The 21656-nt window shown below is 59.6% G+C and carries 17 protein-coding genes and 4 pseudogenes; 3 read left to right on the top strand and 18 right to left on the bottom strand.

The window, feature by feature from the left end:
- Nucleotides 1-90 precede the first annotated feature (90 nt).
- Complete coding sequence (locus tag CRO62_RS12325) at nt 91-1179, top strand: class I SAM-dependent methyltransferase (protein WP_097100335.1); 1089 nt, start codon at nt 91-93, stop codon at nt 1177-1179.
- Between the two features lie 98 nt (nt 1180-1277).
- Here the strand turns inward: CRO62_RS12325 and CRO62_RS27640 are convergent.
- Nucleotides 1278-1394 (bottom strand): annotated as a pseudogene (locus CRO62_RS27640) (LysR family transcriptional regulator); the annotation flags it as partial.
- Between CRO62_RS27640 and CRO62_RS12315 the strand changes: the two are divergent.
- Nucleotides 1378-1554: pseudogene (locus CRO62_RS12315) on the top strand (cyclophilin-like fold protein); the annotation flags it as partial. The pseudogenes CRO62_RS27640 and CRO62_RS12315 sit on opposite strands and share 17 nt — an antisense overlap.
- A gap of 26 nt (nt 1555-1580) precedes the next feature.
- Here the strand turns inward: CRO62_RS12315 and CRO62_RS12310 are convergent.
- The gene (locus tag CRO62_RS12310) at nt 1581-1988 is read right to left on the bottom strand and encodes a low affinity iron permease family protein (protein ID WP_097100334.1); all 408 of its coding nucleotides are present in this window, start codon (nt 1986-1988) and stop codon (nt 1581-1583) included.
- A 229-nt stretch (nt 1989-2217) separates the two neighbouring features.
- On the bottom strand, nt 2218-4164 hold the full coding sequence (locus CRO62_RS12305; RefSeq protein ID WP_097100333.1) for an ABC transporter ATP-binding protein/permease: 1947 nt from the start codon (nt 4162-4164) through the stop codon (nt 2218-2220).
- 345 nt (nt 4165-4509) lie between these two features.
- On the opposite strand from CRO62_RS12305, the gene CRO62_RS12300 reads away from it, so the two are divergent.
- Entirely contained in the window at nt 4510-6288 is a 1779-nt protein-coding gene (locus CRO62_RS12300; RefSeq protein ID WP_097100488.1) for a diguanylate cyclase, read from the top strand.
- A gap of 90 nt (nt 6289-6378) precedes the next feature.
- Here CRO62_RS12300 and CRO62_RS27635 read toward each other — a convergent pair.
- From CRO62_RS27635 to CRO62_RS12225, 15 genes and pseudogenes are all read right to left on the bottom strand, one after another.
- Nucleotides 6379-6537, bottom strand: a pseudogene (locus CRO62_RS27635) (ROK family protein); the annotation flags it as partial.
- Nucleotides 6538-6613: 76 nt separating this feature from the next.
- Entirely contained in the window at nt 6614-7984 is a 1371-nt protein-coding gene (gene zwf, locus CRO62_RS12290; RefSeq protein ID WP_179783935.1) for a glucose-6-phosphate dehydrogenase, read from the bottom strand.
- Between the two features lie 11 nt (nt 7985-7995).
- Nucleotides 7996-9000: a phosphogluconate dehydrogenase (NAD(+)-dependent, decarboxylating) gene (gene gnd, locus CRO62_RS12285; RefSeq protein ID WP_097100331.1), complete on the bottom strand. Its 1005-nt coding sequence runs from the start codon at nt 8998-9000 to the stop codon at nt 7996-7998.
- Nucleotides 9001-9133: 133 nt separating this feature from the next.
- Nucleotides 9134-9328, bottom strand: a pseudogene (locus CRO62_RS12280) (hypothetical protein); the annotation flags it as partial.
- A gap of 306 nt (nt 9329-9634) precedes the next feature.
- Complete coding sequence (locus tag CRO62_RS12275) at nt 9635-11032, bottom strand: FGGY family carbohydrate kinase (RefSeq protein WP_097100330.1); 1398 nt, start codon at nt 11030-11032, stop codon at nt 9635-9637.
- Nucleotides 11032-12294 (bottom strand): NAD(P)/FAD-dependent oxidoreductase, encoded by a 1263-nt coding sequence (locus CRO62_RS12270; protein WP_097100329.1) that lies wholly within the window; start codon nt 12292-12294, stop codon nt 11032-11034. Before CRO62_RS12270 ends, CRO62_RS12275 begins: the two co-directional genes overlap by 1 nt.
- A complete protein-coding gene (locus tag CRO62_RS12265) occupies nt 12291-13688 on the bottom strand; it encodes an NAD(P)/FAD-dependent oxidoreductase (RefSeq protein WP_097100487.1) in 1398 nt (465 codons plus the stop codon). Before CRO62_RS12265 ends, CRO62_RS12270 begins: the two co-directional genes overlap by 4 nt.
- Before the next feature lie 105 nt (nt 13689-13793).
- Nucleotides 13794-14570 carry an ethanolamine ammonia-lyase subunit EutC gene (gene eutC, locus CRO62_RS12260; protein ID WP_097100328.1) on the bottom strand — a complete coding sequence of 259 codons (777 nt, stop codon included), beginning with the start codon at nt 14568-14570 and terminating at the stop codon, nt 13794-13796.
- Nucleotides 14570-15970, bottom strand: coding sequence for an ethanolamine ammonia-lyase subunit EutB (locus CRO62_RS12255; RefSeq protein ID WP_065705387.1), 1401 nt, complete (start codon nt 15968-15970; stop codon nt 14570-14572). The genes eutC and CRO62_RS12255 overlap by 1 nt, the downstream gene beginning before the upstream one ends.
- 12 nt (nt 15971-15982) lie before the next feature.
- Nucleotides 15983-16777, bottom strand: a complete 795-nt coding sequence (locus CRO62_RS12250) for an ABC transporter permease (protein ID WP_013761321.1) — start codon at nt 16775-16777, stop codon at nt 15983-15985.
- Nucleotides 16778-16789: 12 nt separating this feature from the next.
- Nucleotides 16790-17668, bottom strand: a complete 879-nt coding sequence (locus tag CRO62_RS12245) for an ABC transporter permease (RefSeq protein WP_097100327.1) — start codon at nt 17666-17668, stop codon at nt 16790-16792.
- Entirely contained in the window at nt 17665-18738 is a 1074-nt protein-coding gene (locus CRO62_RS12240) for an ABC transporter ATP-binding protein (RefSeq protein WP_019566397.1), read from the bottom strand. Before CRO62_RS12240 ends, CRO62_RS12245 begins: the two co-directional genes overlap by 4 nt.
- A 302-nt stretch (nt 18739-19040) precedes the next feature.
- Entirely contained in the window at nt 19041-20081 is a 1041-nt protein-coding gene (locus tag CRO62_RS12235; RefSeq protein ID WP_097100326.1) for an ABC transporter substrate-binding protein, read from the bottom strand.
- 62 nt (nt 20082-20143) lie between these two features.
- Entirely contained in the window at nt 20144-20809 is a 666-nt protein-coding gene (locus CRO62_RS12230; protein WP_097100325.1) for an RraA family protein, read from the bottom strand.
- A 15-nt stretch (nt 20810-20824) separates the two neighbouring features.
- The gene (locus CRO62_RS12225) at nt 20825-21607 is read right to left on the bottom strand and encodes a carbon-nitrogen hydrolase family protein (RefSeq protein ID WP_236775894.1); all 783 of its coding nucleotides are present in this window, start codon (nt 21605-21607) and stop codon (nt 20825-20827) included.
- Between the last annotated feature and the right edge of the window lie 49 nt (nt 21608-21656).

Below are 21656 nucleotides of genomic sequence, written 5' to 3'. Positions count from 1 at the left end.
CTTCAAAAATACAACGCCGGGTCGCGCACGATCTTTACGATAACAGGGAGCGCGAGACGACATCATCTACGGTTCATGGAGGCGGATTGGATGGGTACGTTCGCGACGACTTACGAAAAAATGCAGAACTTCAACTGGCTGACGCGCTTTCTGCACGCGGGCCGCTATCGAAAGCTGCTTGAGGTCCTCGAAACAGTGCAGAAGGACGTCGGCAATCGGAAGGTCCGAATACTGGATATCGGCTGCGGCCCCGGAACCGCGGTCGGACATATTCTGGAAAAATTCGACGTCGATTACGTCGGTATCGACTACGATCCAATCTTCATCGAGGCCGCGCGCAATCGCTACAGCAACTACGAAAACTGCCGTTTCATCGTCGGCGATGCCACCGACGAGAGCCTTTACGAAACGATCGAGGCCGACATCGTCATCGCGCTGGAAACGCTTGAACATATCCACCTCAACCGCACCGTCCGTGTCATCGAGCACGTCTGCGCGATCGTTCGTCCCCGCATTTTCCTGGTTACGGTACCCGTCGAAGTCGGTCCAGCCGTATGGATCAAGAACTGGGGTTCGGCCCTCATGGGCTACAATCGGCAATCCGGCAATCTGAAAGAGACTTTTTGGGCAGGCTTATACCGGCTGGACCGGGTGCCCGCGCACCATACGTCACATCAGGGCTTCGACTGGCGGTGTCTGGCGCAGCTTATCCGCGTCAACGCCCCTCTGCGCGAAATCCGCAGCCTGCCGTTTTCTTTTGTTCCACGCTTTCTCAGTCCGAACGTCGCGCTGATCGCCGAGCCGGTAAAATCGAAGATCGATCTGGCAAACGATGACCCCGAGGCATGGAAGATCAACCATGGCCACACAACCTGGAACCAACAGCATATTGTCGAAGGTGCCGTTGCAACCGATGCTGCGCGCCACGCCAAGTCCTCGTCAACATGGTCGATGCGCCTCAAGGGATTGCTGGGAATGGGCCTCGCCACCATGCCATTTGCATGGCATCGCTGGTCTTACATTTCCATTTCCCCAGGCGAACTGCATTCATCGCATTTCCTGCTGACGATCGACAAACACTTGCTGCGGTCTCATCAACCGATGGAGGGCGACATTATCGTCCTTGCGGGGCAAGCCATTGTTCAACGCATTTCTGAAGCCAGCTATCTGCTGATCTAGGATCAGGACTTGTCAGCCGCAGCGAGCGCAGAGAAGACGAAAGTCGGACATGGGTCGTTCCGGGTTGCAGACATCCACAGGGGGACCGCCAACGCCCGTCAAACCCGATATCGCAGGGCCTCTAAAACCCTGACGAACGCCGGTGATGCCTGGCGACGGCTGGGGTAATAGAGGTAATATCCGTCCCAGGGCGGGGACCCGTTCGATAACGCACGTCCTGGCGACATCGCTTATTACGCGCCATGGGGTAATCTGGTCTTCTATTACGACAGTTACCGATACTCTAAAGGGCTGATCCGCCTCGGACGTTTCGGTGACGGCTTCGAGCCACTTTTGATCCGCGGCGAATTCCCTCTGCGCATAGAGCACGCCTGACACGCGCCTGCTAAAGGTAATTGCCACTAACGTCGGGAAAGCAAGCGGGCCATGGCATGATGGGGTGCCGGCTTATCACTATCCGGGCCGCTTTCCTTTTCGAGACGGGCACGAATCTTTTCGATTTCCTCTTCAGTGAGGTGCTCGATCCCGATGAAGTCGTCGCGCGCCTGCTCCACCGCCCGCAGCAGCTCGTCGAGTTTTGCTTCCATCGCCGCGGAATCCCTGTTCTGTGAATTCTGCACGAGGAAAATCATCAGGAAGGTGACAATGGTCGTACCCGTATTGATGACCAGTTGCCAGACCTCCGAAAACCCAAACAGCGGTCCGCTTATCCCCCAGACGAGGACAGTTCCGAGAGCCACCATGAAAGCCGTTGGAGAGCCGGAAAATGAAGCTATAGCGCTTGCGAAGCGAGTGAAGAATTTATTCATAACACGCTGCCCCTTGTTGCCATTTTAGGGATGCAAACCAACCAACAAAATGCACGATTGTTCCAGGGTACCGGGAAAGCAGAAGTGCCGATTTGCACTTCGATCCGCGGCAAGCCCTCATTTGTGATCGTTCTCGCCAAAGTGGTCGGTGAATTCTCCGCAGTGACAATGAGGGCCACCAAGTCTCCAACCTCCGCATTCAAGCCGGTCGGCACAAGCGTCGGTGCCATCACCTCCGCTTGACTATTCTCCGAAGCATGGAGCCTCTCGCCTTGCGAGGAATGAGATCGATATCGCTGACAAGCTTTGCGCCCCCCTCCCGCCGTTCCAATGTGATCTTCCGGCTATGAAACGCTTCCAGTTCGGCACGATGCGCCACGCTTACGATCGTCGCATCGGGTAGTTCATCGATTACCGTCTGCATCATCTTGTCCTGACTTTTCTCGTCCAGAGCCGCTGTCGCCTCGTCCATGACGATGATGTCGGGGGCGTTCAGCAACAGGCGTGCGAAGGTCAGCCGTTGTTTTTCGCCACCTGATAACGTCTGGTCCCACGGCGCGTCGTCTTCGATCTTGTCTTTGAGCTGACCCAGACCGACCTTGTCGAGAGCGGCCCCGATCTCTTCCGGCGTCCAGCTCTCGGCCGGTTGCGGATAGCAGACCGCCCGACGTAGCGTGCCGGCCGGAATATATGGCCGCTGCGGTAGCATGAACAATCGGCTGCCGGCGCGAAAATTGACGCTACCTCCACCCCATGGCCAGAGACCGGAAATGGCCCGAACCAGCGTGCTTTTGCCGGAGCCGGATTCCCCCGCGACAAGCACTCTCTCACCCGCGCCGATTTCGACATCCGTCTCCTTGACGACGGCCGTTCCGTCACCGAGAGAAACGGACACATCCTTGAGGCTGAGTATCGTAGCGCCTTCCGTTTCGCCGCGCACGATGCGACCGAGAGTGTCGCTCTTTTCGGCCCGCTCCAGGCCATCGAGCGACATCATCAGGGAGGCAACACGTCGCGCGCAGGCATTCCAGTCGGCCAGACGGGGATAGTTGTCGACCAGCCAGCCAAATGCGGATTGGACAATGGTGAAAGCGGAAGCAGCCTGCATTACCTCGCCAAGGGACATGCTTCCATCGAGAAACTTCGGCGCACACAGCAGAACGGGTACGACGGGGGCAATCAACATAGATCCATTCGATACGACCGTGGTCCGCATGTATTGCTGTGCCATAAGACGCCACTGCCGCCGGACATTGCCGAAGCGCTTGTCCAGATCGCTGCGCTCCTCGTCTTCACCGCCAAGCAGGGCGATGCTCTCACCATTCTCCCTGACGCGCGTGAGCGTGTAGCGGAACTCCGCTTCAACCTGGTTCTTGACTTCGGAAACCTTGACGAAGTTCCGGGCAATGAAGGCGATGGAACTGGATGTGATGATTGCATAGATGACGGCCGCAATCACGAGAAAGCCGGGGATCGTGATCCAGACACCCGCGATGGAGACCGTGAGAGCCCCACCAATCGTCCACAAGACAACGATAAAGGTAGAGGCAGACACGAATGCAGCTATGACACCGGAAACAAAATCCACCGGCGCCTCGGTGGCAATACGCATATCCTCCGAGAGCCTTGCCTCGGGGTTTTGATGGTCACCATCGATCAAATTGAGCTGATAATAGCGGCCATTCGCAATCCATCTTCCAACGAGCGCCTTTGTCAGCCAGGAGCGCCAGCGCCGCTGAATGCGCATCCTGACATAGACCTGCGAGGTAACGATGAAGACGCTTCCCAGGACGAGCAGCGGAAAGACGGATCCGAGAAAATAGACCGTGGACGCGTCGCGTTTCTCAATCGCATCAAAAATCCCGCGATTCCAGACATTGATGCCATATTGGAAACCGACATTTATGCCGATCATGGCCAGAAGCCCGAGCGAAAACAGCCAGGCCAGCCGATCGCCGCGACGGCTCCAGAAACCTCGCGCGCTGATCCAGAAGCGCTTCAGCAGATATTTCCTGCGAGCCTCCTCGGCCTCCTCCGGCGTCAAGCCCAAAGCAGGTTCCATCTCCTCTGGCGGGAGCGGATCATCGTTTTCATTAGCATCGTTTTCGGATGCGGTTGGGGTGCCAGTCTCGTCGGCACCAACGACCGGCTTCGGTCCTGCGTCATTATCGATCATGGGCGCTAAACGAACGATGCGTCGAAAGGTTTCACGGCTTTGTGATGCGTCGTGAAATATAATTCCGTTGCTGCGCGGGGCTTTTCAAAAGCCTCTAAATACACGGCTTTCTGGCCCGCTGCCGACATACCGGAATCGCGCTAGCGGATATTGTGACCGTTGGTGGAGACGGTCCAGGTGCATCGCCATGGGGTGCCTGACTTGGCCCGCGGTGCGACAGATCATATTGACGGTTAACCGCGTGTTGACTTCCCGTTTGACGAGATGGCCTAACATAAGCAGACTCTGAAATTGGACCCCGCCGCACCCGGTTGTCATGCCGTGCGGCAAGCATACGGCGCCATCATGCGACTTAGTACCATCACGAACCTGGCTTATGCTGTCACCCTCGTGCTCACGACAGTATCGGCGGCCACATTCATTCTATCGGCCAGAAGCGCTTCTCAAGAGCGGGTGGCAATCCAGGATCACCTCGAACTGACCGATCTCGCCGAAGAACTGGCGATCATTGCGGACGAGCGCACCGAGGAGGCGCGTCTTTACGTCATGCGGGGCGACGAGCAACATCTCGCAAAATTCTACGTCGACGAAGATCAGGAAAAGCACCTTGAAAACACCCTGGACAAACTCGCAGCTCTTGGTGTTTCGCCGCAAGAGGCAGGCTCATTTCAGGACATACGAAAGAGCGCCGACGCACTGGACAAGATGGAGCGCGATGCAATCGGTTTTTATCGATCCGGCCGCCAGAACGATGCACAGCAGGTCCTGTTCGGCGATGAGCACTATGGACTGCATACGGACCTGCTGACAACCGTCGCGATGCTGAGAGAAGCCATTGCCGCCCGCTCGCAGGCAATGGTTGACCAGGCTAAAGACCGAAGCGATTTCTACGGATCGATCGCGAAGGTGATGCTTGCGCTCACCGCCCTGATGTTTGTGGCCGTACTCTATTTTGTCCTCAGCAGACGCGTTGCCTTGCCGCTTATCAAAATGAGCAACATCGTCACGCGCCTTGCCCGGCAGGACTACAGTATCGACCTGCCCGACGAAGGCCGGCGTGACGAAATCGGTGAAATGAACCAGGCTATCAGGATCTTCCGCAGCAACGGGCTGGAACGGGAACGGCTTGACGCGGAGCACCGCAGGAATCAACGCATCAAGGACCTGATCCTGCAGATGATGCATCGGATTCAGGCCTGCCAGAATCAGGAAGAATTGTCCGACGTCGTTTCGAAATTCATGCCTCAGATTTTCCCAGCCATTGCCGGCCGCCTGCTTGTTCTCAAGGAACACAGTTCGATTCTACAATCGACCGGACAATGGTCCGATCCTTCGTTTTCCGCCCCGGAATTTTCGATCGATGATTGCTGGGCTCTCCGTCGCGGGCGTCCCCACGCCAGCAACCCGGGCGGAGACGATGTCGTCTGCCATCACCTCCATGGCAGTTTCGGAACCGGCCTGTGCATACCACTCACGGCATTGGGAGACACCGTCGGCTTATTGTATCTTGAAATTCCGCAGAGTAACGAGACGCTGGAGTTAGAGCGGCTATATCTGGAACTCCTTGCCGAAAATATAGGCCTTGCCGTTGCAAACCTCCAGCTTCGGCAGCGGCTGGTTGGCATGGCACGGCAAGACGCCCTGACTGGTCTTTTGAACCGTCGATCGCTTGATGAGACGCTGAACAGGCATATTGAAAAGCCAACCAATTCGCTTGCATGCCTGATGCTCGACATCGACCATTTCAAGCGCTTCAATGACCGGTTTGGCCATGATGCCGGAGACGCGGTGATGCAATATGTCGCCCAGGTGCTTTCGGAAGCTGTCGGGGGTCTGGGTGAACTATTCCGTTTCGGCGGCGAGGAATTCACCGTGCTCATGCCGGCTGGGGGCATTGAAGATGCCATCAAGGTTGCGGAGAAACTCCGGCACGCGGTCGAGCGCGCACCTTTCACCTACCGGGGCCGTCTGCTTGACTCGATCACCATATCCATCGGCATCGCAACTTCACCGGGCGCCGGAACCGTGAGCAGCGTCCTGGAACGGGCGGACGCTGCGCTTTTGAGCGCCAAGCAGACAGGCAGGAACAAATGGGTGTCGGCCGAGAAGCCTCCAACCGATTAGGTAGAGGATCCGCCGCGCCGATTGCGTGGTTATCGACGAAGCAGCGGACCTAGCATATTTGACCGGCTAGACGATGAGGTTCGGGTTCTCCTACAGCTGGAATCCGCCTTCGAAAGCAAGCGCGTTGTCTCCGCGGCGGCATCCGGGCGGCAGGGTATCGAGTTTTTCGACATTACCGCCGCCGATAACTACCTCGTCCGGTTCAAGGGCGGCAGTCAGGCGATCCACGACATCAGTGACGCGCTTTTGCCGCCGATATCGATCGCTAAAACGATCCGGTCCTGTGCCATTGAACTACCGTCCGTCGTATTTGCCTGCATGGGCGTCACTCCGGATCGACCCAACCGCCGGGCGGCGCGAAATTCTCCATCTCGACCGGACCCCAGCTTCCCACGGCATAGCGTGGCGGCACTGCCGGGTCGTCGAGAATGGGCTCAACGATTTTCCATGCGAGTTCTGCCGCATCCTGACGGGTGAAAAGCTGGCGCTCGCCAGCCATCGCGTCACCGATCAGCCGTTCATAAGGCGCCATGTCGCCGATGCCGTCATCGACAGCGCCCAGTTCCACCGCCTCGCCGAGCATACTGTCCCCGGCAGCCTTGCGGCGCGCGCCAATGCCGATGGCGATATCTGGCCCGAGCCGGAAGCGCACATAATTTGCGGCCGCCGTCTCAACATCGCCGAAAAGCGCTATCGGCGGCCGCTTGAAACGCACCACAACTTCGGTTGCATGGGCAGGCAGGTTCTTTCCGGCGCGGATGAAGAAAGGCACGCCGTTCCAGCGCCATGTCGCCACGCGAAACCGCACGGCGGCAAAGGTCTCGCGGCTTGAGCCGGGCGCAACGCCGGGTTCGTCGAGATAACCGTCGAACTGGCCACGCACCACATCATCGCGGCTGAGCGGTGGCATGGCTTTGAGGATCTGCACTTTCTCATCGACAAGATCATCCGAAGCGCTTGTTGCCGGTGGCTCCATGGCCAGTAGCAACAGCACGTTGATGAGATGGTTCTGGATCACATCCCGGATGCATCCAACCTCGTCATAGAACTTTCCGCGTCCCTTGATGCCGAAATCCTCGGCCATGGTGATCTGCACGCTTTCAACATGGTCGCGGTTCCAGACCGGCTCAAGAAACGCATTCGCGAACCGGAAATAAAGAAGATTCTGAATGGCCTCCTTGCCGAGAAAATGGTCGATGCGAAAAATGGCATCCTCTTCGAAAACCGCATGCAGCGCATGGTTCAGCGCCTCGGCCGAGGCAAGGTCGCGGCCGAAGGGTTTTTCCACCATCAATCGTGCCGAGGCGGCTATCCCGGCCTTATCAAGCCCGGTCACGACGGTTTCAAACAGTGACGGCGGAATGGCGAGATAATAAAGCGGATGCCCGTGGTCACCGAGTGCGGCGCGCAGCTTTTCGAATGTCGCCTCGTTCCGGTAGTCTCCGGACACGTAATGCAGTTGAGAAGCGAATTTTTCGAAGACGGCTTCATCGATCTTGTCGACGTGGCTGGCAACCGCGTCGCGCGCCCTCGCGATCAGTTGATCGCGCGACCAGTCATCGAAGGCGACACCGATGACTGGCGTTTGAAGCGCGCCGCGTTTCACCATGGCGTAGAGGGAAGGAAAGATCATTTTGTAGGCAAGGTCGCCCGTGGCACCGAACACCACGAGCACGTCCGATCGCTGCTTATCCATGGCCGGCGCCCTCATTTTGCTTTTTCCAGATGGCCGCCAAAGGCATTGCGCATGGCCGAGAGTACCTTGCCAGCAAACTCCGCCTCACCGCGTGAGGAGAAGCGCTCGAACAGGGCGGAAGCCAAAACAGGGGCCGGAACGCCCGTTTCGACGGCCGCCTGAAGGGTCCAGCGCCCTTCGCCGGAATCTGACACCCGCCCGCCATACTGGTCGAGATGAGGGTCCTGCTTCAGCGCCTCCGCCGTCAGATCGAGCAGCCACGAGCCAATGACAGACCCATGCCGCCAGACCTCCGTCACGGCAGGAAGATCGATGTCGAACTGATAATATTGAGGGTGGGCGAGCGGCGCCGTTTCCGCATCGGCCTCCCGGTGCTGCGTGCCGGCATTGGCGGCCTTCAAGATGTTCAGGCCTTCCGCATAGGCGGCCATGACACCGTATTCGATGCCATTGTGAACCATCTTGACGAAATGCCCTGCGCCTGACGGTCCGCAATGCAGATATCCCAGTGGCGCCGTGCCGGTGACGGGATCGGCCGCGATGCCCTGGCCCGCACCGGGAGCAAGGGAGGCAAAAATCGGATCGAGCCGCTGCACGGCACCCAACGGGCCACCGATCATCAGAGAATAGCCGCGCTCCAGACCCCAGACGCCACCGGATGTACCGGTGTCGATGAAGTCGATGCTACGGGGCGCAAATTCCGCCGCCAAATCGATGGCATCGCGGTAGAAGGAGTTGCCGCCATCGATGATGGCATCGCCCGCCTGCAGTTTGGCGGCAAAGTCACGAGCAATTTTCGGCGTTATTGCCGCGGGCAGCATGAGCCAGACGGCGCGTGGCGGTGACAGCTTCGCGACCAGGTCGTCTGGCGAGCTCGCGCCAACTGCGCCTTCCTTCACCAATGCTGCGACATTGTCGAGATTGACGTCGAAGACCACGCAATCATGACCCTGTTCCAGAAGACGGCGCACCATGTTTGCGCCCATTCGTCCAAGCCCAACCATTCCGATCTGCATGCTGACACTCCATTTGTCCAATGCGCGATATGTACTTCATTCGCCGAGGCGAACGGTGAAATCCTGGTTTTCCCAATTCCCTGTGTTTGGCCAAAAGAAAGTAAAAACGATCGGCCCGCCAGGGCAGATCGCAGACAAGCGCAAGATATCGGGTGCAGGCACTGTCTATCCTCGGATAATAGACCTCGTTCAGAATGCCGTGGCTGAGCGTGAACCAGATAGGCGATGCTTCTGACAGCGCAGTGCCGACCCCGTTTTTGGCGCTCGACGTCCAGCGCGCTTCTATGCCAGGCGCGCCCGGTGCAGAATCCAGTCCGGTGCGCATCATGGTATGTCTGCAGTCCTGAACAGTCATGACGGGTATCTCGACCTTGAACTAATGGTCTTTCCGGGATGAGAACAGGAAACAGGCTTACCGGTTCCTTGCTTATGTCCAGACCGGATGCAGCCTCGCCATCAAGCTAGGTATTGGCGAACTGGTACACAACTAAAGATTTGGTAATTTAAGCCGCGCCGCGCGTTGGGCATTTTGGGTGGCAGGACCAGGATGCTCAGCCACCAGCAAGCCGCAAGAGCAGGCGACCGTTATAGATCACACCACTCATGCCGATTAACCGGCTATTCCAAGGGGACATCAACCGCCCCGCCAGCCCCTTGCATTGTCTATGGCGCGTGCGAAGCGAGCGTGATCCGCTTGTTCGACCGATCCATCGGGTTTGACTATCTCGGCATCTTTTCGCATGGCGGTTACATCGACATCGCACAGTTCCGCGAGACCAAGCGCCGTCAACTCCCGCATGGCCGGCACGCAGATGCTCCGACCACTGGCAGCGGCCAGGAAACGGGCAAAATAGCGACTGTTCGACAAGCCGCCATCTATCGAAATCGTATCACCGATGGGAACGACAGACTGCGCCGCTTCGATCAACCGAACCGTCAGCAAGGCAATGCCCTCAAGCAGGGCGCGCACCATGTCACTCCGCCCGGTCGCGTGGTCCATGCCGATGAAAAGCGGCACGGCCTGTCTATCCCAATATGGCGCAGCAAGGCCCGAAAATGCAGGCACGAACACCAGTCCACGACGAACGGCCGATGAACCCTCAAAACCGTCAAGTTCAGTATTGTCAGCATAAAGGCCGATCTTTCGCGCCCATTCGAGCGCGGCACCGGCATCATAAACCCCGCCTTCGATGGCGAAAACGGCCGCGCCGCCTTGCTTCTGCCAGCCAATGGTGGGCAGAAGCTCCCCCGCCAACGGGCGTTCGTGACCAGCGATGGCCAACAGGAAGGCGCCCGTGCCGAAGGTTATCTTGCAATCGCCCGGTTTGCGGCAACCGTGCCCATAAAGCGCCGCCTGCTGATCGACGATGGAAACGCGGATGGGCGTTCCCTCGATGGAACCGAAGCCGCCATTAATAGGACCGATTGCGGGCAGACAATCCAGCGGCACCCCGTGAAGAGCGCAGAGTTCCGGACTCCAGGCACCGGTTGCCAGATCAAGCAGTCCCGTGCGCGAGGCCGTTGCAAGGTCGGTGCGGAAACAGCCTGCAAGCCGATCCAGAAAGAATGCGTCGGTTGTGCCCAGGCGCAACCGCCCTTCGGCTCCCGCCCGTGCCACCGCCGGATTGTGCCTTAGCAACCACGACAGTTTGCTCGCCGAAAAATAGGGATCGAGCGGCAATCCGCAAATCTCTTTCGATCGTTCCGCAGCCGATTGGGGCAAATCGGCCAAGGCTTCGGCGGTGCGGGCGTCCTGCCAGACGATGACCGGCGACAGCGCTTCCCCACTCTCGGCATCCCACGCCAGGCAACTCTCGCCCTGGTTGGCGATCGCGATCGCATCTACCGGCCCGGCAGCGGCCAGTACCGCGCGGATGTTGCGCAACAGCTCTTCCGGGTCATGCTCCACATGGCCGGGGTTTGGATAGAACTGTGCATGACGCAGGCTTGAGACGAGTTCCGCCGTGCCACCGTCGCTTATCACAAGGCATCGGGTCGACGTCGTTCCCTGATCGATCGCCGCTATGCGCATCAATTCGTCTCCTGAAAGTGAAAGGCAATCTGGGTCGCCTCAACTGCAGCGCGGGGAATGGGCACAAGCACACGGCGTTCCGGCAGCCACAGGCCGGACTTGCTCCACACTTCCGTTCCATCAAGATGAAGCGAAAGCCTGCCTTGAACACGTCTGATGAAGCGCAGCTGAAAATCGCGAAAAGCCGGCCGGTCAAGTCCTCCCGATCGCACCATGGTGGGTACCGCGAGTTTGAGCGGGTCGGCGAAAGCGATACGCACTGCCTTTGCGTTGCAGGGTTCGCGGGTGAGATCGTCGGCAACGGCAGCACCCACGCGGCGGCCTTCGCGAAACGACCAGCCACCCGTTTCCACGGCCCGCAATACGTTCCCCGTGGCGAAGAACATCGGGTTGGCCATCCGGCCGTCCTGATCGATCGTCGGGCCACCGCTGCCTGCCGCCACATCAACAGGGGATGCGTTCAGAAGCGCTGCCTCCGGCGTGAACCGCCCGGTGAGGAGAACACCATCGCACTTGACGGTGAGGATACGGCCATCTGCCAGCCGGATGTCGGCCTCCTCGACACGACCGCGCCCACGAATGTCCACAAGTGTTGCGCGGCAATGAAAGGGCACCCCGACCAATCGGGGAAACCACCGGAAAAGCGACCGCGCCAGCGGTTCCGGCTCAGGCTCGATCATCGCCACCGGACGCGCGCGATACGTCAGGCATGTGAGAAGTGCGGAAAAGGAAACCAGTTCCGAACCAAGGATAAGCGGCCGGCGAAAGGGCATGATGCCGTGAAAGGCGACATAGGATTGCAGCGTGCCGGTGGTGATCACTCCCACCGGCCGATCGCCCGGCAGGAGCCGCGCTGAGCGTGGCGTTTCCCGCGCGCCGGTCGCCAGCACAATGCGCCGGGCCTTCAATGTCTCCACGCCGCGCGCAGACGTAACCAGCAGCGTACCGTCCTGTCCGAGTTCCACCACGGAATGACCGGTGCGAACATCAACACCCGCATCCTGCGCTTGGCGCTGCAGACGTCGCGCATAGGCCGGGCCGAAATAGACGCGTCCGAATTCGCGCATGCCGAAAGGCGAATGTGTGCAATGACGGGGTGCGCCGCCAAGGGCTGGCTCACGCTCGAGGATCGTCACACGCGCGACGCCGCGTGCTTTCAGCTCCAGCGCTGCCGCCACGCCCGCCGGGCCGCCGCCGACCACGATTACATCTATATCCGGAACGTTTTCGTGCATCTGCTGAAAAGGCTTCCGGGTGCTCATCGGTCGTCTCCCGGACGGACCGCAAGCGGTACAGCCAGACGGTCGCCCGTCATCGCGGCCAGCCGGGCATTGCAGTAAAACCCCTGACAGCGCCCCATGCCGGCGCGGGTGCGCCGCCGCAGACCTCCGAAATCACCCGGCGGCACCGGGCTGGAAAATGTCGCCTCGATCTCACGACGGGTGACAAGCTCGCAATGGCAGACGATTTCGCCATGATCGGCGCGCTGCCAGTCCCGCTCGCAGGTTTCGCTCAGGTTCGGCATCGTCACATCAGGCACTGCGGGCGGGGGCACGAAGCGCGTGCAGAAACTTTCGTGAAGCGCAAGAGCGTGCTGCGCCAGACCAAGTGCCGCACTGAGACCGGTGGATCGCACGCCGCCAAGCGTGATCGCGCGCCGGTCCGGCCGTGCGGAAATCCGGTAATGTTTCTTCTCGGAGGCCGGGCGCAAGCCGGCATAGACAGCAGTCACGGGAATGGAGGCCAGTGCCGGAACGATCTCCCTGCCGCGCGTCAGCAGCGCTTCCAGTGCCGCCGTTTCTACCGTCGCACGCTCGCGGTCATCCTGTTCTTCCGCCGTCGGGCCGATGAGAACGTTGCCGAAGGCGGTTGGACACACAACGATGCCCTTGGTGATTTCGGTGGGAACGGGCAGGATGATGCGCGGCACGTGCTGGCGGGCGGCCTTATCGAGGACGACGAATTGTCCCTTGCGAGGCTTGATGGTGAAGTCTGGGACAAGCCCCAGCCGTGCATCGACGATATCACCGAACAAACCGGCCGCATTGACAACGCTCGCTGCAAGGATCGGACCGGCCGTCGTCTCTATCCGCCACGCGCCATCAAACGCACCGGACAGGACTTCGGCGTTGCGCATCAGCTGCGCGCCAAGCGCCACCGCTTGCGTAAGATAGCCCAGCGGCGCGGACCAGGGATCAATGACATGTTCACCCGGAACTTCGAGTGCTGCGACAAGACGATCGGACAAGCCGGGCATGGATTCCCGGGCCTGCCGGACCGTGAGCAGACCGAGCTCGGCAATACCGTTGCGTCGCCCCTGCTCGGCGATCTCCTCCAGGCTTTGCGCCTCGTGGGGATTCCACGCACAGACCAACGCGCCGGTTTCAACGAGGCTAAGGCCCATCTGCCTGTGGATGGACAGATATTCTGCCCGACCAGCCTTCACCAATTCCAGTTCCAGACTGCCTTCGGGCGCATCGAAGCCGGTGTGGAGGATAGCGCTGTTGGCCTTCGATGCCCCGGAAAGAATATCGGACCCCTTCTCGATGACCACGACCTTCGCACCAGCCAGTGCGAAACGACGGGCAACCGCGCAACCGACCACCCCGGCACCGATGACGGCAACGTCGAATGCTGTGGAGAGGCTCTGGACCATGGGCTTGCCTTTATTTTCGTGGTTCGAAAGCGAAATCAACAGGCGCAACGGATCAAGCCGATGCACCTTGCCGGTTCGTGGCTATGAAAGAGATCTGCTTTGTTTCTAGTCGGACAAAGCCGTCAGAGGCTTTTCGGATTCAACTAACGTCACGCCGCTTGTCTCCTGCTGGCACATGGCGCTGATCAGGGTCATGATCTTCCCCGCCGCTTCGACGGGCGGCACGCCACCATCACGAATATTGGAAATGCAGTTGCGTCGGGAATCCGGCAGCCCGGTCTCCGGCCCGAAGGTGACATAGGCGCCAAGACTGTCGGCTGCCGAAAGGCCCGGCCGCTCGCCAATCAGGATCACCGCCACCTTTGCGCCGAGCGCGGCTCCCACATCATCCGCCAGCGCAACCCGTGCCTGCGTGGCAAGCGTGATCGGCGCAACCGTCAATCCGTTGCTTGCGAGTGAATTAAGCAACGCCGTTGCCACCGGCACGGCATTCATCTCCACAGCCGTTGCGGAAAGCCCGTCGGCGATTACCAATGCGACATCGGCTCCCTTGGCCTGCCCGTCGAGCGCCAGACGGCCCTCGTCTGAAAGAGCACGGCCGAGATCGGGTCGGCGCAGGTAATCCGCACGGTCCTGCGCGCGGCTTGCGACATGCAAGACATCCGCACCCCAAGCGCGCAAGTCGCGCTCCACTTTATCAATATCCAGCGGATGCCATACGGCCTGGCGCGCCTGCGCATGATCCAACAAAAATGTCTGTACCGCGCGCGTGGGCGGGCTTGCACCCGTGCGGCCGAGCGCCACGCGTGCATCTGTTGCCACACGCAGGGCCTTGAGACGTTCCGGCGGGCTGGAGATGAGGGAGGGCCGGCGGTCGCGCATCAGGCGGCGTCTCTCCCAAGAAAATCAAGTTCGCGAAGCCCGCGGTTCATCAGCGCAGGGTTCTCGATCATATGGCCGGCGGCATCCGTCACGCCCATATTCACCAGCCACTCCTCAAACTCCGGCGCAGGCCGACGCTTCAGCGTTTCGCGGGCATAGATTGAATCGTGATGGGAAAGCGTCTGGTAGTTCAGCATGACGTCGTCCGAGCCTGGCACGGTAATGACGAAGTTCACATCAGCGGCGCACAGCATGGTCAGCAGCACGTCCATGTCTTCCTGGTCGGCATCGGCGTGGTTGGTGTAGCAGACGTCGACACCCATCGGCAGGCCAAGCAGCTTTCCGCAGAAATGATCTTCAAGCCCGGCGCGAATGATCTGCTTGCCATTATAGAGATATTCCGGACCGATGAAGCCGACGACGGTATTCACCAGAAGCGGCGAGAATTCGCGCGCCACGGCATAGGCACGCGCCTCCATCGTTTGCTGATCGACACCAAAATGCGCATCGGCCGACAGGGCAGCCCCCTGCCCCGTCTCGAAATACATGAGGTCGCTGCCGATAGTTCCGCGCTTCAGCGACTGACCAGCCTCATGAGCCTCTCGCAGAACGGCAAGATCAATGCCGAAGCCCGCATTGGCCTTCTGGGAACCCGCAATCGACTGGAAAACCAGATCGACGGGTGCAGCGCGCTCCATCGCCCTGATAGCCGTCGTCACATGGCCAAGGCAGCAGGTCTGGGTTGGAATGTCCAGCCATTGCCGCAGATCGTCAAGCAACTGCACGACGCGGATATAGTCCGTCACAGCGCTGGTGGCCGGGTTAACACCGATCACCGCATCGCCGCTCCCCAGCAGCAACCCGTCAATGGCCGAGATGGCGATGCCACGGGAACTGTCAGTCGGATGATTGGGTTGGTTGCGGGTGGAAAGGCGGCCGGAAAGACCAATCGTGTTGCGAAAACGGGTCACGACTTCCCGTTTGGCCGATACCGTCACGAGATCCTGCAGACGCATGATCTTGGAGACTGCCGCCACCATTTCCGGTGTCAGACCCCAACTTACCGCTTCAAGTTCCGCGTGCCCGACCTTGGAATTGAGCAGCCACTCGCGAAATTCGCCAACCGTCAGAGAAGACACCGGCGCGAAGGCCAGTGCGTCGTGCTGGCGCGCGATCAGGGCCGAAATCTCGTCCTCGTCCGAGGCGATCAATTCCTGTGCAACAAAGGTGGAAAGCGGCAGATCGGCCAGCGCCATCTGCGCCGCCAGTCTCTCCACCGGCCCTTCCGCCGCGATCCCGGCCAATTGGTCACCTGACCTTTCCGGCGTCGCCTTTGCCATCAGGGTTTTCAGATCGTCGAAACGATAGGTCGTGCCGGCTGCGATCTGTCGATAAGCCATTTTTCCGGCCCCTTACTTCACGAAAGTCTTCGTCAGGCCCACCGTGCGGTCCACGATCAGGACGACGGCAAGCGTGAGCACGATCAGAAGAACGGAGATGGCGGCAACAAGCGGATCAGCCTGGGTTTCGACATGCTGATACATGGCAACGGGAAGCGTCGTGATGCGCGGACCGGTGAGGAACAGCGAAATCACGGCTTCATCGAACGAGACGAGAAAGGAAAGCGCTGCCGTTGCAACGATGCCAGGCGCGATCATCGGCATGGTGACGCGGCGAAAGACGGTAAGAGGTGACGCCCCGAGCGTGGAGGCGGCCTCCTCGTAGATCAGCGGCAGGCCCGCAAGCGACGTGGTGAGTACACGCAGCGCATAGGGTAACACGATGATTAGATGCGCGATCACCAGACCCGTGAATGTACCGAGCAGGCCCGCACCGGCAAAGACGATCAGGATCGCAAGGCCAAGAACAATAGTCGGCAGAAGAAGCGGCGCGGTGAAGAAGGCGAGCAATGTATCCGCGCCAATCACCCGCATCCGCACGATGGCATAGGAGGCGGGCAGCGCAATCAGCATGGACAGCACGGTAACGATGACCGCAAGGAGCGTGCTGGTGCCCAGGGCGCCGATCATCTTTGAATTGTGCATGAGATCCACATACCAGCGCAGGCTCCAGCCGGAGGGCGGGAAGGTCATGTAGCTGTCGGCCGAAAACGAGATCGGCACGACGAGCACCACAGGCGCAAGCAGAAAAAGGAACATGATGAAGGCGACAATTTTCAGCGCCAGCGGAGCGGGACGTTCTTCCATCTTCGATCTCCTTTACAGAATGGCCCGCAGAAGCCGGGAATAGAGCACCAGGGCGGCACCGAAGATCACGAGGATGATCATCGAAAGCGTAGCGGCGAGTGGCCAGTTGAGCGTCACGATGGCCTGATCATAGATTTCTGTTGCCAGAAGGAAGACGCGGCCGCCGCCGAGCAGCTTGGGAGTGATGAACGAACTGACGGCCAGAACGAAGGAGAGCAGGCAACCCAGCGCCACGCCGGGCATGGTGAGCGGCACGATGATCCGCCAGAACACTTTCCAGGGCGATGCGCCGAGCGTTTCCGCAGCTTCCTCGACGCGAGGATCAAGCCTGCCGAAGCCGGCGAGGAGCGCCAGGATCATATAGGGCATCAGGATTTCGGTAAGCCCGATGACGACGCCGATCTTGTTGAACAGTAGACGCACCCCGCCTTCCGCGCCCAGTGCGAAGAGGATGTTGTTGATGAGGCCGTCATCGGCCAGGATCGCGATCCAGCCATAAGTGCGCACCACCGCCGAGGTGAGAAGCGGCGAAATGACCAGCACTAGCAAAAGCGTTTTCCAGCGACCCTGCGCCCGGTGAAGGTAGAGGGCGATGGGATAGGAGGCGAGCAGCGTGAGAACGGTGATCATAAGGCTGGTCAGGATGCTCTGACCAATCAGCTCGATATAAAAACCGTCGGTCAGTGTCGACGACCAGTTGTCGAGTGTATGGGCTTCCCCGAGACCGCCGCCACCGAGGCTTTCGCGGAAGGAAAGCAGCAGCAGGTTGAAGACGGGCAACACGAAGGCCAGACCGTTGACCGCAATGATGGGTCCAAGAAGAAGGGTTGCGAGAAACACGATGGAAGAGGTACGGCCACCGGGAGCCGTGATCATGACCGCCGCCGTCATCGGTTTGCTCCGAAGACCAGAGTATCCTCCACGCGCCAGACGAGACTGACCGCGCTGCCTGCTGCGACCGGCGTTTCACCGCCGGAGGTCGCGCGCTCCACGGACAGGGTCTGCCCGCCAGCGGCGATCTCGTAGTGGAGGATGTCGCCGGCATAATAGACATCGCGGACTTCGCCGGCGATGCGATTGACGGGCGCTCCGTCGAAATCGGGGACGGCGTCGCCAGCGACGGTCATGGCCATACGATGCGGTCGCACCATCAGGTCGATCTTACCGCTGTGCGCGCCGGGCGCTCGCAGCACCGCATCGCCAACCGTGATGCGGTCACCGGCGGCGTTGCCGACCAGCCTGTTGGTGCGACCGACGAAGGAGGCGACGAATGCCGTCGCCGGGCGCTCATAGAGATCGTGCGGCGTGCCAAGCTGTTCCAGGTGCCCGCCATTGAGCACAGCGACCTTGTCGCACATGCTGAGCGCCTCGACCTGATCATGCGTGACGAAGATGGAAGTGATGCCAAGCTGTTTCTGGATACGGCGAATCTCGGCGCGCATCTCGTCGCGCAGCTTTGCGTCGAGATTGGAAAGAGGTTCGTCAAACAACAAAATGGACGGCTGGATGACGAGGGCGCGCGCCAGTGCGACGCGCTGCTGCTGGCCTCCGGAAAGCTGGGCGGGGCGGCGGTCCTCACGCCCTTCCAGACGCACCATGGCAATGGCCTCACGGGCACGGCGTTCCGCCTCGGCAGCAGGCACTTTGCGCATTTCAAGACCGAACATGACATTCTTGAGGACCGTCATGTGGGGGAAGAGCGCGTAGCTCTGGAAAACGAGGCCAATGTCACGCTTGTAAGGCGCAAGTTTCGTCACGTCCTTGCCGTCGATCAGGATAGACCCCGAGGAGACAGGAGAGAGGCCTGCAATCATGCGCAACGACGTCGACTTGCCGCAGCCGGAAGGACCTAGGAAGGCAACCAGTTCGCCCTTGGGAATCTCGAGATTGAGATTATCCACGGCGACGATTGTCTCGTAGCGCTTGGTCAGTGAACGAATCGAGAGGAATCCTGGCTGCATGGTATCTGAAGTTCCCATTCTGGCTTCTTGCCTTTCTCCAGAACATCTCCGACCCGCAGGGAATCGGAAATGCCTTGGCCCTTGATCTACGCAAGCGCGGCGAAAATTCGCTACGCCGTTTCGCGGTGCCTCCCCTGGTGCAGGCCTTAGGGCCTGCTCGGAATGCATGTCCGCGTCGGCTGCCACCTCTTCCGCCCCAGCGCCGACAGAGGAGATGCTCCGAGGGTTTTGGTATGCTGCTTCCGCGACTGCCATGGGAGCCGCGGAAGTCCTTTCATTTTTTTGCGCTCGGCGCAAAAGTCTCAACGGCTGAGGGGAATGACCTTGCGACGCCAGTCCTGCGTAATCTGGTCGCGGACCTTCGAGAGGCCAATCCAATCCACCGGGATGACCTTGTCCATCGCCTTGACGACCGTGCGCTCACTCACATCGGCAGAGACAGAGGACTTGGAATTGGTCGGCGCATAATACATGGCGGCGGTAAAGGCAGCCTGGGCTTCCGGGCTCAGCGCATAATCAACGAACTTGCGCGCAGCCTCGGACGACGGACCACCCTTGACGAGGTTGAGCGTGTTGATCTGGAGGATCGTCCCTTCCTTCGGAAGAACCACCTTCATCTTGCCTTTGGAGCCGTCAGCATTTACCTGGCTGCGGGCGTTCCAGCCCACGCCCAACGAAACCTGGCCGTTGACAACGTTCGGATAGACTTCCGGCTTCGGCTCCCAGGTCTGCACATTCGGAGCAACTTCAGCCATCGCATTGATGCCGGCATCGATGTTCTTGATGAAATCAGTGCCGCCATTCATATGGTCCATGATGATGGTGGTACCGATACCGACGATATCAGGCGCGCTCAGCATGGCGACTTTACCCTTGAGGGCGCTATCCTTCAGAGCGTTCCAGCTGTCGGGAGCCGTCTTGATGGCATCGGTATTGTAGATGAGCACGAGATTGTCGAACGTTACGCCAACCCCGGCCACGCCTTCGAAGCGGGCATTAGGATAGAGGTCGGCGACATTCTTGGTTACGCTTTCGTCGATCTTGTCGAACAGACCTTCGTCCGTACCTGTTTTGGCGACGGAGACGTCCATCAGAGCGATATCGGACTGCGGCGCAGCCTTCTGGGCGCGCAGCGAGCCGAGCATTGCAGCAGAGCCCTGCTGCGGGAAATATTCGATCTTGATATCAGGGTTAGCCGCCATGAAAGGTTCGATGACGGCCTTGGTGTAACGCTCCTGGAAAAGGCCGCTATAACCGAGAAACGTCACGGTCTGCTGGGCGTGCGCCGGCAGAGCGGCAGTGCCGAGCATGAGAATCCCACTCAGAAGTATAGTTTTCTTCATTGTCCTGTTCTCCTCTATTATTATTGGGGGTGGCGGACCGGTCCGCCACCCGTGAGACGATGTCAGGCGCTCAGCTTGGCCTGGACGAGCTTGTTGGCGCCAGAAATGTCCGGCAATTTCTCACCGTTGCGCAGGCGCTCCAGAAGCACGAGTTCGGCTTCCTGCATGCCGATGGCGCGTTCAGCCATGGCTCGAGCCTGGCTTGGATGAAGAGCGACAACACCGCTTTCATCGCACAGGATCGCATCGCCCGGATTGATCACCTGGCCGCCGACGCTGATCGGAACGTTGATCGCGCCTTCGAGGCCGAGGATCTTGGTGGTGATGGGCGAAGGACCACGGCACCACATCGGCATGTCGACCTTGGCGAACTCCGAGAAGTCGGTCGCCGGGCCATCAACGACACCGGCCTTAACGCCGGCCATCTTCATGGTGTTGGTGATGACACCGCCCCAGCAGGCGTGGCGGGTATCGCCGCAACGGTCGATGAGGACGATATCCCCGGGACGCACGAACTGCGACAGATAGTGGAGCATGGTCGAATCCGCATTGGGGATGCGCAGCGTGACGGCAGTGCCGGCCACACGTTTGCCCGGAAGGACGGCGCGGATTTCAGGATCGACGAAGCCGGAGTGAAGCACGTGACCGATCGTTGCGACTTCGACCTTCTCAAGAAGCTCGATGATGTCGGCACCGATCTGTTCGGGCATGGGGTTGACGATAAACATTGAGTCTTTCTCCGATCAGAGAACGTGGTGGTTCGCCACCGGTACGTTGGCGCGCACCTTGGCCGAATAGTCGAAGTCAAGGACGGCACCGGCCGTTCCCACGCTGTCGGAGCATTGGGCGACGATGTGGCCCCACGGATCGATGACCATGGAATGCCCCCAGCATGCCTTCTTGCCACCCGCATGGGTGCCGATCTGGCCGACGGCCAGAAAGTAGGTCTGGGTTTCGACGGCACGGGCGCGCGCCAGAACTTCCCAATGGTCCTTGCCTGTCATCAGGGTGAAGGCCGCTGGCAGAACGATGACGTCTGCACCCTTGTCCCGCAGGGCGCGAAACAGTTCAGGGAAGCGAATATCGTAGCAGATGCCACAACCGACCGTCTTGTCGCCAACCTTGTAGGTCACGACTTCTTCGCCACGGGCAACGGAATCGGATTCGCGGTAGCTGATGCCGTTTGGCGTATCGACATCGAACAGGTGCATCTTGCGGTAGCGGGCGATCTGGCTGCCATCCGGCCCGAAAACGAGCGTCGAATTATAAAAGCGATTGCCTTCCTTCTCGACGATGGAGCCGGCATGCAGCGTGATCGCGTGCTTCTTGGCCAGCCCCGAGAGCAGCGTGTAAATCTCGCCGTCAGGGAATTCCTCCCCGCTCTCATGCATCTCCTGGGGATTATCTCCAAGAAATGCAAAGTATTCTGGAAGAACAACAAGGTCAGGATTATCCGCCTTGACTGCCTTCTCAATAAGATCGGCAGCAACCTTAAGGTTTTCTGCCTTGTCATTCTGGGTATTCATTTGAACAAGTGAGACTTTCACGTTGCTCTCCTCTCATGTTGCGAGGAGA

The organism is Rhizobium sp. AN6A (assembly GCF_900215635.1).
Lineage (GTDB): Bacteria > Pseudomonadota > Alphaproteobacteria > Rhizobiales > Rhizobiaceae > Agrobacterium > Agrobacterium tumefaciens.
The sequence above is the reverse complement of the archived record's forward strand: the minus strand, read 5'-3'. Positions and strand labels throughout refer to the sequence as shown.

Coding starts and splice junctions, on each gene's coding strand:
- CRO62_RS12325 (WP_097100335.1), top strand. CDS start 91: ATGGGTACGTTCGCGACGACTTACGAAAAAATGCAGAACTTCAACTGG.
- CRO62_RS12310 (WP_097100334.1), bottom strand. CDS start 1,988: ATGAATAAATTCTTCACTCGCTTCGCAAGCGCTATAGCTTCATTTTCC.
- CRO62_RS12305 (WP_097100333.1), bottom strand. CDS start 4,164: ATGATCGATAATGACGCAGGACCGAAGCCGGTCGTTGGTGCCGACGAG.
- CRO62_RS12300 (WP_097100488.1), top strand. CDS start 4,510: ATGCGACTTAGTACCATCACGAACCTGGCTTATGCTGTCACCCTCGTG.
- zwf (WP_179783935.1), bottom strand. CDS start 7,984: ATGGATAAGCAGCGATCGGACGTGCTCGTGGTGTTCGGTGCCACGGGC.
- gnd (WP_097100331.1), bottom strand. CDS start 9,000: ATGCAGATCGGAATGGTTGGGCTTGGACGAATGGGCGCAAACATGGTG.
- CRO62_RS12275 (WP_097100330.1), bottom strand. CDS start 11,032: ATGCGCATAGCGGCGATCGATCAGGGAACGACGTCGACCCGATGCCTT.
- CRO62_RS12270 (WP_097100329.1), bottom strand. CDS start 12,294: ATGAGCACCCGGAAGCCTTTTCAGCAGATGCACGAAAACGTTCCGGAT.
- CRO62_RS12265 (WP_097100487.1), bottom strand. CDS start 13,688: ATGGTCCAGAGCCTCTCCACAGCATTCGACGTTGCCGTCATCGGTGCC.
- eutC (WP_097100328.1), bottom strand. CDS start 14,570: ATGCGCGACCGCCGGCCCTCCCTCATCTCCAGCCCGCCGGAACGTCTC.
- CRO62_RS12255 (WP_065705387.1), bottom strand. CDS start 15,970: ATGGCTTATCGACAGATCGCAGCCGGCACGACCTATCGTTTCGACGAT.
- CRO62_RS12250 (WP_013761321.1), bottom strand. CDS start 16,777: ATGGAAGAACGTCCCGCTCCGCTGGCGCTGAAAATTGTCGCCTTCATC.
- CRO62_RS12245 (WP_097100327.1), bottom strand. CDS start 17,668: ATGACGGCGGCGGTCATGATCACGGCTCCCGGTGGCCGTACCTCTTCC.
- CRO62_RS12240 (WP_019566397.1), bottom strand. CDS start 18,738: ATGCAGCCAGGATTCCTCTCGATTCGTTCACTGACCAAGCGCTACGAG.
- CRO62_RS12235 (WP_097100326.1), bottom strand. CDS start 20,081: ATGAAGAAAACTATACTTCTGAGTGGGATTCTCATGCTCGGCACTGCC.
- CRO62_RS12230 (WP_097100325.1), bottom strand. CDS start 20,809: ATGTTTATCGTCAACCCCATGCCCGAACAGATCGGTGCCGACATCATC.
- CRO62_RS12225 (WP_236775894.1), bottom strand. CDS start 21,607: ATGAATACCCAGAATGACAAGGCAGAAAACCTTAAGGTTGCTGCCGAT.